Annotated in this window: 7 protein-coding genes and 3 tRNA genes; 6 read left to right on the top strand and 4 right to left on the bottom strand. The window is 64.5% G+C overall.

The genetic code is table 11. The annotated features are described in order from the left end of the window. The 5 genes from lnt to LPZ50_RS18305 form a co-directional block, all read left to right on the top strand. A partial coding sequence (gene lnt, locus LPZ50_RS18285; RefSeq protein WP_230663366.1) for an apolipoprotein N-acyltransferase occupies positions 1-983 on the top strand: 983 nt, incomplete at its 5' end. A 159-nt stretch (positions 984-1,142) separates the two neighbouring features. After that, positions 1,143-1,218: transfer RNA gene (locus LPZ50_RS18290), tRNA-Ala, on the top strand. A gap of 36 nt (positions 1,219-1,254) precedes the next feature. Continuing rightward, positions 1,255-1,330, top strand: a tRNA-Glu gene (locus LPZ50_RS18295). 40 nt (positions 1,331-1,370) lie between these two features. After that, positions 1,371-1,447: transfer RNA gene (locus LPZ50_RS18300), tRNA-Asp, on the top strand. A 170-nt stretch (positions 1,448-1,617) separates the two neighbouring features. Continuing rightward, positions 1,618-2,520 carry a LysR family transcriptional regulator gene (locus tag LPZ50_RS18305; protein ID WP_230663368.1) on the top strand — a complete coding sequence of 301 codons (903 nt, stop codon included), beginning with the start codon at positions 1,618-1,620 and terminating at the stop codon, positions 2,518-2,520. 34 nt (positions 2,521-2,554) lie between these two features. Here the strand turns inward: LPZ50_RS18305 and LPZ50_RS18310 are convergent, their stop codons facing one another. From LPZ50_RS18310 to LPZ50_RS18325, 4 genes are all read right to left on the bottom strand, one after another. Beyond that, entirely contained in the window at positions 2,555-3,523 is a 969-nt protein-coding gene (locus tag LPZ50_RS18310; protein ID WP_230663370.1) for a Bug family tripartite tricarboxylate transporter substrate binding protein, read from the bottom strand. After that, the gene (betC, locus tag LPZ50_RS18315) at positions 3,520-5,127 is read right to left on the bottom strand and encodes a choline-sulfatase (RefSeq protein WP_230663372.1); all 1,608 of its coding nucleotides are present in this window, start codon (positions 5,125-5,127) and stop codon (positions 3,520-3,522) included. The genes LPZ50_RS18310 and betC overlap by 4 nt, the downstream gene beginning before the upstream one ends. 7 nt (positions 5,128-5,134) lie before the next feature. Then, positions 5,135-6,160 (bottom strand): Bug family tripartite tricarboxylate transporter substrate binding protein, encoded by a 1,026-nt coding sequence (locus tag LPZ50_RS18320; RefSeq protein WP_230663374.1) that lies wholly within the window; start codon positions 6,158-6,160, stop codon positions 5,135-5,137. Positions 6,161-6,327: 167 nt separating this feature from the next. Continuing rightward, positions 6,328-7,407 carry a sensor histidine kinase gene (locus LPZ50_RS18325; RefSeq protein WP_230663376.1) on the bottom strand — a complete coding sequence of 360 codons (1,080 nt, stop codon included), beginning with the start codon at positions 7,405-7,407 and terminating at the stop codon, positions 6,328-6,330. A gap of 117 nt (positions 7,408-7,524) precedes the next feature. On the opposite strand from LPZ50_RS18325, the gene LPZ50_RS18330 reads away from it, so the two are divergent. Beyond that, a complete protein-coding gene (locus LPZ50_RS18330; protein WP_230663379.1) occupies positions 7,525-8,214 on the top strand; it encodes a LytR/AlgR family response regulator transcription factor in 690 nt (229 codons plus the stop codon). Positions 8,215-8,250: the final 36 nt, after the last annotated feature.

The raw sequence follows: 8,250 nt of genomic DNA on the forward strand, positions 1-8,250 counted from the left end.
CGTGCGCGCTGGCCCTGGCGCTGGTCGCGGCCGGCTGGCCGCTGGCCGCCGTTTCGTGGTCTAGCCCCAGCGGCACGCCTTTGCAGATACGGCTGGTACAGGGCAATGTAGAACAGTCGCAGAAATTCGACCCGGCCCTGATGGAACTGGGCCTGCGCCGGCACCTGGAGCTGGCCGCCCTGCCCGCGCCGCATGCCGACCTGATCATCCTGCCGGAAACTATCCTGCCGGTATTCCAGGACCAGGTCGACCCGCAGGTATGGCAGGCATGGCGCGCCGTTGCCGGGCGCAACCAAGCCACCATCGCCATGGGCGCGCCGCTGCGCACCACGGGCAGCGACGGCCAGCGCAGCTATACCAACAGCGTGATCGGCTTCGATGCCCACACGCCCATCGAGCAACTGCGCCAAGGCGCCACGGCCATGCGCTACGACAAGCGCCACCTGGTGCCTTGGGGCGAATATGTGCCGCCGGGTTTCCGCTGGTTCGTCGATATGCTCAGCATTCCACTGGGCGACTTCGACCGCGGCGGCCCGCGCCAGCCTCCCTTCGCGGTGCGCGGCCAGCACGTGGCATTCAACATCTGCTACGAAGACCTGTTCGGCGTGGAACTGCTGCCCGCGCTGCACCCCGGCCCCAACGGCGAACCGGGCGCCACCATCCTGGCCAACGTCAGCAACCTGGGGTGGTTCGGCAATACCTGGGCGCTGCGCCAGCATCTGCAAATCGGCCGCCTGCGCACGCTGGAAACCGCGCGCCCCATGGTTACCGCCACCAATACCGGCATTACCGCCGCCATCGACGCCAAGGGCCGCGTGGCCGCGCAACTGCCGGCGCATCAGGCCGGCATCCTGCCGGTGTCGGTGCAGGGCATGACGGGCCTGACCCCCTACGCACGCTTCGGCGATACGCCCCTGCTGGCGCTGGCCGGCCTGGGCCTGATCGCCGCCGCGGCACTGGGCCGGCGCAAGCCGCGCGCATAGCGGAAACGGAAATCGAGGCCGTCACCGAATTTTTTCGGCCTCGACTTGCACGCCTAAAAAAACTCGTGCATAATCTCGTTTCTTCGCCAACGGCACTAAACAAAACCGGCGACAACAGTGTGAAAAACACTGGAAATCGCAGGAAAGTTTTAGGAACACGGGGGTATAGCTCAGCTGGGAGAGCGCTTGCATGGCATGCAAGAGGTCAGCGGTTCGATCCCGCTTACCTCCACCAGTCAAAAGCGAAGTTGCAGTACAGTAGTTTGTCCAAGTCCCCTTCGTCTAGAGGCCTAGGACATCACCCTTTCACGGTGAGTACAGGGGTTCGAATCCCCTAGGGGACGCCAGCTTTTTTGGCTGGCAGCAGTAAAGGTAGTAAGCCGCTGCGGAGCGGTAGTTCAGTTGGTTAGAATACCGGCCTGTCACGCCGGGGGTCGCGGGTTCGAGTCCCGTCCGCTCCGCCACAAATTCAAGGGCCAGCGCATTTCGTGCGCTGGCCCTTTCCGTTTGCGGGTTCTCTGGCCGAGCCCCGCCATTACGCCGCGCCTCGGTAACAAACCGGGTATGTTCCGCAGCGGGAACTTGCTACGATGCCCTTCCCGCATTCGTACTTGCTCTCCCAGGCCAAGGGGCCATGGAACTCCGACATCTGCGTTATTTCGTCGAAGCGGCCCGCCGACGCAGCATCACCAAGGCGGCGGCCGCCCTGCATATTGTTCAGCCCGCCCTCACTGCGCAAATCAAGGCGCTGGAAGACGAGCTTGGCGCCCGCCTGCTCGATCGCTCGGCGCGTGGCGTGTCCCTTACGCAAAGCGGCGAACTGGCCTATCGCGATGCAGTGGCCATTCTGCGCGCTGTTGACGACATGAAGCGGCGCCATGCGGCCGCCACCCCACCTGCCCGCGTGGTACGGGTGGGCATTCCCAATGGCATGACTCGCACCTTTGCTGCGCAACTGATCGCTCGCGCCAAGCATGCGCACGGCTGCGACGTCGAACTGATCGAAGGCATGTCCGGGCATTTGCTGGAATGGCTGAAATCGGGCCGGCTGGACATCAGCGTTCTGTTCGCCGTGCAACCCCTCAGGCACCTGGACGTGCAACCGCTGGTCGTGGACAGAATCGACCTGGTGGGCGCGCCGGGTTTGCTGGATCCTTCGTGCCCGATCGAGTTTTCCCGCCTTCCGGAATATCCCCTCATTCTTCCCAACGCCAGGCACGGCCTCACCCGGCTGATCAAGGCCCAGGCCCGGCGCGCCAACACGGCGATCAGCTTGCATGCCACGCTGGATTCCATCGCAGAGATCAAGCACCTGGTGTCCCAGGGTATTGGATTCACGCTGCTGGCCCCTATGGTGTACGGGGCGGACTTCGACCAGGGCCTGCTGTCCGCCGCCCCGCTGTGCAACCCCGCATTCACTCGCGAACTGGTCACTGCCATGCGCCCCCCGCAGGACAGTCACGACGATATCGCGCAAGTGCGCATGCTGGTGCACGACATCTGCACGGACCAAGGCCTGAAAACCGCCGCCGCCTAGCACCTGCGCGCGGCTGATTTAGTATGGACGGGCCCTAGCCCGCCGTCACCCCGGCACGGCGCACGGTTTCCTGCCACAGCTCGGCCTCCGCGGCCAATCGTTGCTGGAATTGTGCGCGGTCCTGCGCCACCACCATCAGTCCCATGGACTGCAGGCGTGCCACATTATCGGGCTCGCGCGCGGCAGCCAGCAGCGCCTGTTCCAGCCGCGACACACGGATATCGGGCACATCGGCGCGCACCACCATGCCTATCCATCCCATTCCAGCCAGTTGGCTCAAGCCCAGCTCTGCCATACTGGGTACGTCGGGCAACAAGGGCGAACGCGCCTGCCCCAGCGTGGCCAGTGCGCGCACCCGGCCACTGCGTATCGAAGCGACTTGGGCGAACAAGTTGTCCATGGCGGCCGAGACACGGCCGCTGACCAGGTCGGGCATCAATGCGGCACTGCCTTTGTAAGGCACTGGCACCACCTGGAGCCTCAATTCCTGGCCGATCAGCAGGCTGACCAGATGCGGCACGGTACCTATGCCTGGCGAAGCAATGGTCACTGTGTCCGGCCTGGCCCTCGCCTGCTCGAACAATTCCTGCGTTGTGCGAAAAGGTGAATCGACAGGGACGACCAACACATTGGGATTCAGCGCGATCAGGCCCACGGCCCTCATGTCACGCAGAGGCTGAAAAGCCAGGTCGGGGTAAAGCGCGGGATTGACCACCAACGGCGGGACAGCCAGCAGCATCGTCCCACCATCCGCCGGCGCGTTCAGCACGGCTTGCGTGCCAATATTGGTGGCGCCGCCGGGGCGGTTCACCACGACCATCGGCTGGCCCAGTTGCCGCGCCATCGCTGCGGCGATCGCCCGAGCCACCGAGTCCGTGGCGCCACCGGGCGGATAAGGCACCACCCACTGCAGCGGACCCGCCGGCAGCACGTCCGCTCGGGCCAAACGCCCCATACAGGCCGCGCCTATCAAGGCGCCTTTAAGCAAAGTACGCCGTTTCATGATGCGCTCCGGATGCGAGGCTGCGTCGATTGGCTTGCGCGTGGCCGTTGCGGCGCCACGGGCTCCACGGGCGGGTAGCGCAACTTGCCCTTGACGACGGATGGGCTGGACAACGCCCCGCCGCGCACGTACTGCCGCGACGCGTCGGTAAAGGGCTGGTAATCCCAGGGGCGAAAATCACCCGACAAGAGGCTTTGCTGCACAATGCGGCGGCGTGCCTGGCTGTGCAGGATGCGTTCGTGCAGGGCCGCGGCATCCCAGTTCTGCCGCGCCAAGAATGCCAGGCGCTGTTCCGCTTCGGCACCTTCCGGCATGCCAGCCAGGTTCCGCAGTTCGTGCGGATCGCGCCGCAGATCGAACAATTGGGCCGGGTCGCCGTCGGCGGTTATCAGCTTCCAATCGCCCTCCCGCACCATCAGGGACGGCGCATGCGCGCCCTCGCCGTTCATTTCGCCGTACACCACGCCCGTGGCCGCGGAGCGCGCGGCGGGCCCCAGGCTTCCCGCCAACGACCGCCCCGCCAGATTCGACCGGTCGGCGTCGGACAGCGTAACGCCTGCCAGGTCCAGGATGGTAGGAAAGATGTCCACCAGCGACGCAAGCTCATGGCGCGCCGCAGGCTTGCGCCAACCGGGCGCGGATATCAGCAATGGAATCCGCACGGCGGGCTCGAAGTGCACCCACTTGTACCAGAGGCCCCGCTCGCCTAGCATGTCTCCATGGTCGGCGGTAAACACGATGACGGTGGAGTCGGACAATTGCATCGTCTCCAGCGCGTCCAGCAAGCGGCCGACCTGCGCGTCCACATAGCTCACCATGGCGTAATACGCATGGCGCGCAGCCCGCACGTGGGCATCGGTCACGTCGTACTCGTCCTGGCGGAACATGTACCACAGCCGCTGGCTGTGCCGGTCCAACTGGTCGAAAGGCATCGGCGGCACCGTCGGCATGTCGATCTCGTCTGCCCGGTACAGGTCAAGGAATTCCCGCGTCGAGACATACGGATTGTGCGGGTGAGTCAGCGACACCGCCAGGAAAAAGGGGCGCTCACGCTGCAAGCGGCCCAGGTCATAGATTTTCTGTATTCCCCGGTACACGACTTCATCGTCGTAATCGAGCTGCATGCTGCGCTCGCATTCGCCCGCCTCGATCACGCTGCGCATGTTCATGCCGGTAGGCGCGATCGGAATGTCCTGCCGCCAGTCGGGCGTCCAACCGAAATCCGACGGATAGATATCGGTCGTCAACCGCTCTTGAAAACCATGCTGCTGGTCGGGTCCGACGAAATGCATCTTGCCCGACAACGTTGTGGAATAGCCGGCCAAAGTAAGGTGATGCAAGAAGGTGGGCACTTCAGCGGAAAATTCCGACGCATTGTCATAAACGCCAACCGAGCTCGGCAAACGACCAGTCAGCATGGCCACTCTCGATGGCGCGCACAGGGGAAAGTTGCAGTAGGTATTAGAAAAACGCGTGGCACGCTGTGCCAGGCGGTCGAGATTGGGTGTACGGCATACCCAATTGCCGTACATGCGCAACGCGAAAGCCGTCAACTGATCAGCCATCAGGAAAAGGAAATTGGGAGGGGTATTGGTCTGCGGCATGGAGGTCTCAGCTTTGCGGGGCCCGCTGCATGGCCTGCAGCAGCGTCGCCCATTGATTGCGTTCGCGGGTGATTCTTTCCTGCACTTGAGCGGCATCCGCATAGAACGGATCGATGCCTACGGCCTGCAAGCGGGAAACTACGCCGGCGTCATCCAGCACAGACTGCAAGTCCGCCGCCAACCGGCGGCGCGCGTCCTCTGGCACGCCTTGCGGCACCATCAGCGCCAGCCATGACGCGCCGGTAAAGCCGGGCAGGCCTTGTTCCGACAGAGGAAGAACCTCCGGCAGCAATATTTGCGGGCGGATGGACGTCAACCCCAGCGCGCGTAGAGCGCCGGACCGTATATGCGGCAATACGCCGGGGATCAGGGCAACAATGCAATCGATATTGCCCGCCAGCAGGTCTTGCACCGCCGGACTCAAGCCCTTGTAGGGCACCGGGGTCAGGTTGACGCCATAATCTCGCTTGAGCCACTCGGCGTACAGATGGCCGGCGGTGGCGCTTCCACCAGAACCCGCGGTCATGCCTTGGCGCGTTCCATAGTCCACGAAATCGGCCACCGATTTGATCGGAGACTTCGCATTCACCACCAGCACGCTGGACAGCTCACCCAGCATGCCTACGGGTAATAACGCGGGCGGCGGCGCGGCCTGGCCATAGAAGGACGGGTTCACCGTCAAGATCGAGTCCAGCGCCAGCAGGAGCGTATGGCCATCCGGCTGGCTGCGCGCCACCTCATCGGCCCCTATATTGCCTCCCGCGCCCCCCTTGTTGACGACGACGATGGACTGCGCCAGGCGCCGGGCCATGGGTTCGGCCACTGCACGCGCAGCGATGTCCACCGGCCCGCCGGGCGCAAAGGGCACCATCAAGGTCAATTGGCGCTGCGGAAAGGCGGTTTCGGCGCCAGCAAGCCGCGGCATGGCGGCACCGGCGGCCAATGCAGCCAGGGCGGCCATCAGGCGCCGCCTGTGCACGTCTTGCGGACGGGATGTCGGCAGCGCCCCACGGGGCGCGAGTTGTACGTTCACCCTGGTCTCCTCCGTTGTTATGCGCGCCTTAACGCCGGCGCGAAATCATCGTAAGAGGGAAGGAGAATGGGGCGGTAATAGAATGATGTGAGCTAAGTCATCAATAAGAATGATGCCTTGAGACGGATGGTTCCATACGGATGGCCCGCCAGCTCGCGCCACCGGCCTCACAGCAAGATCGCGGTTCCCCTCAGGCGCACTTGCGCCACCACCCTGTCGCCCTGCTGGCGCAACGATACGTGGTGGCGGTTGGGGTAGCGCAGCGCCAGCCGGCGGCAAAGGTTGCCCAGCCCGCCGCCGCCCGTGGCCAGGTCGCCCGGCGTATCCAGCGTGCCGGGGTTGTCCACCTCCATGATCAACTCATCTTGCTCGCAACGGGTGCTCAGGTTGATCTGGAACGGCGCCGTGCCGGCGCGCAGGCCATGCTTGATGGCGTTCTCGACCAGCCCTTGCAGCGTCATGTGAGGAATCCTGATGTCCAGCGCAGCCGGGTCGACCTGGCTGCGGTATTCGAACCGCGCATCGAAGCGCAGCGCCTGGATGCGCAGATAACTCTCGGCCGCCTCGATTTCCTCGTCCAGCCGGCACAGGCCCTGCCCGCTGCGATCCAGTGAATAGCGCAGGTATTCCGCCAGGCGGCGCGTCATGGTTTCGGCGATGGCGGGACGTTCGGCGATTTCGGCCACGATGGTGTTCAGTGCATTGAACAGGAAGTGGGGCTCGATCTGGCGTTGCAGATGCTCCAGTTCCAGCCGGAGGGCGCGGGTTTCCGCGCGCATTTTCGACATGCGCTCGCCGCGCGCGGCGAGTTCGGCCGCCACGCCGAAGTAAACCAGCGTCCAGATCGAGAAAATGCCCATGTAGTACAGAAAGCCCAGGCGGTACTGGTTGCCTGGCATGAGGCGTATGGTGCCCAGCGAGAAGTACTGATGAATGCCGTATGCGATGAGCGCCAGCAAGGCCGCCGCCGCCACGCACAGCAGTACGGCCCAGGCCAGCACCACAATGGGCGCGTCGCCCTTGCCCGCCCGCCGGCCATGCGCCAGCGCCGCGGCGCTGGTGAATGCGAAGGCCAGCGGTTCCAGCACCAGGGTCAGCCAGAATCCCGCCGACACATTGCCGAATACTGCCGACCGGATGCAGAAACCAACCAGCGCCAACAGCACCCAGCCCGCGATCTGCGCGCGCCAGAATGCCTTGGCCGACTCACCCAAGGCAAGCCCTCGGCCGGCAGTGGAAAACACCATGACAATTCCCTGGAGTTGTGACGACAACTTACCCAACATGACGCAACATAGCCTATATTTGCGTCACAGACACCAGACCGCACGCTTGCCTATGCCGGCATAACAAGGAGGAAACGGATGCTGCGCGTGCTGATTATCGATGACGAAGCCCCGGCACGCCGCTACCTGAGACGCCTGCTGGAAAGCAATAGCGGGGTCCAGGTCGAAGGCGAGGCAGGCAGCCTGGAACAGGCCCGCAGCCTGATGCAGCACCACAACCCCGACGCGGTTTTCCTGGATATCGAACTGTCCAGCGGTACGGGCTTTGACCTGCTGGACGGCCTGAACGGAATGGAATCACTGCCCGCGGTGGTGTTCGTGACGGCGCACAACAACTACGCCACGCGGGCCTTCGACGTCGAGGCGGTGGACTACCTGCTCAAGCCCGTCAGCCCGGAACGGCTGCAACAGGCGCTGGGCCGGCTGCGCCCGCGCGCCAGCAACTACCTTTCCATCCGCGCACGCACGGGCACGCGGATGGTGAAGATCCAGGACCTGACCCTGGCGCAGGCGCAGGGCGACTATGTGCGGCTGTGCAGCGCCGCGCACGCCGACGAACTGATGCACATCACCATGAAGCGCCTGGCGCCGCAATTGCCCACGCCCCCTTTCTTTGCCGTGTCGCGGTCCCTTATCCTGAACCTGGACCACGTGTCCCACGTGGTGCACCGGCCCGGCGCGCAGACGGAAGTGGCATTCAACAACAGCGTCATGCCCATCTTGCTGGGCAGCACGGCGTCGGCCCGGCTGCGGCGCCAGATGGGCTGACAGACCCGCGGGCGCGACCCGCGCCGTTGCGGCGGC

It is taken from the genome of Bordetella petrii, assembly GCF_020991325.1.
GTDB lineage: Bacteria > Pseudomonadota > Gammaproteobacteria > Burkholderiales > Burkholderiaceae_B > Bordetella_A > Bordetella_A petrii_E.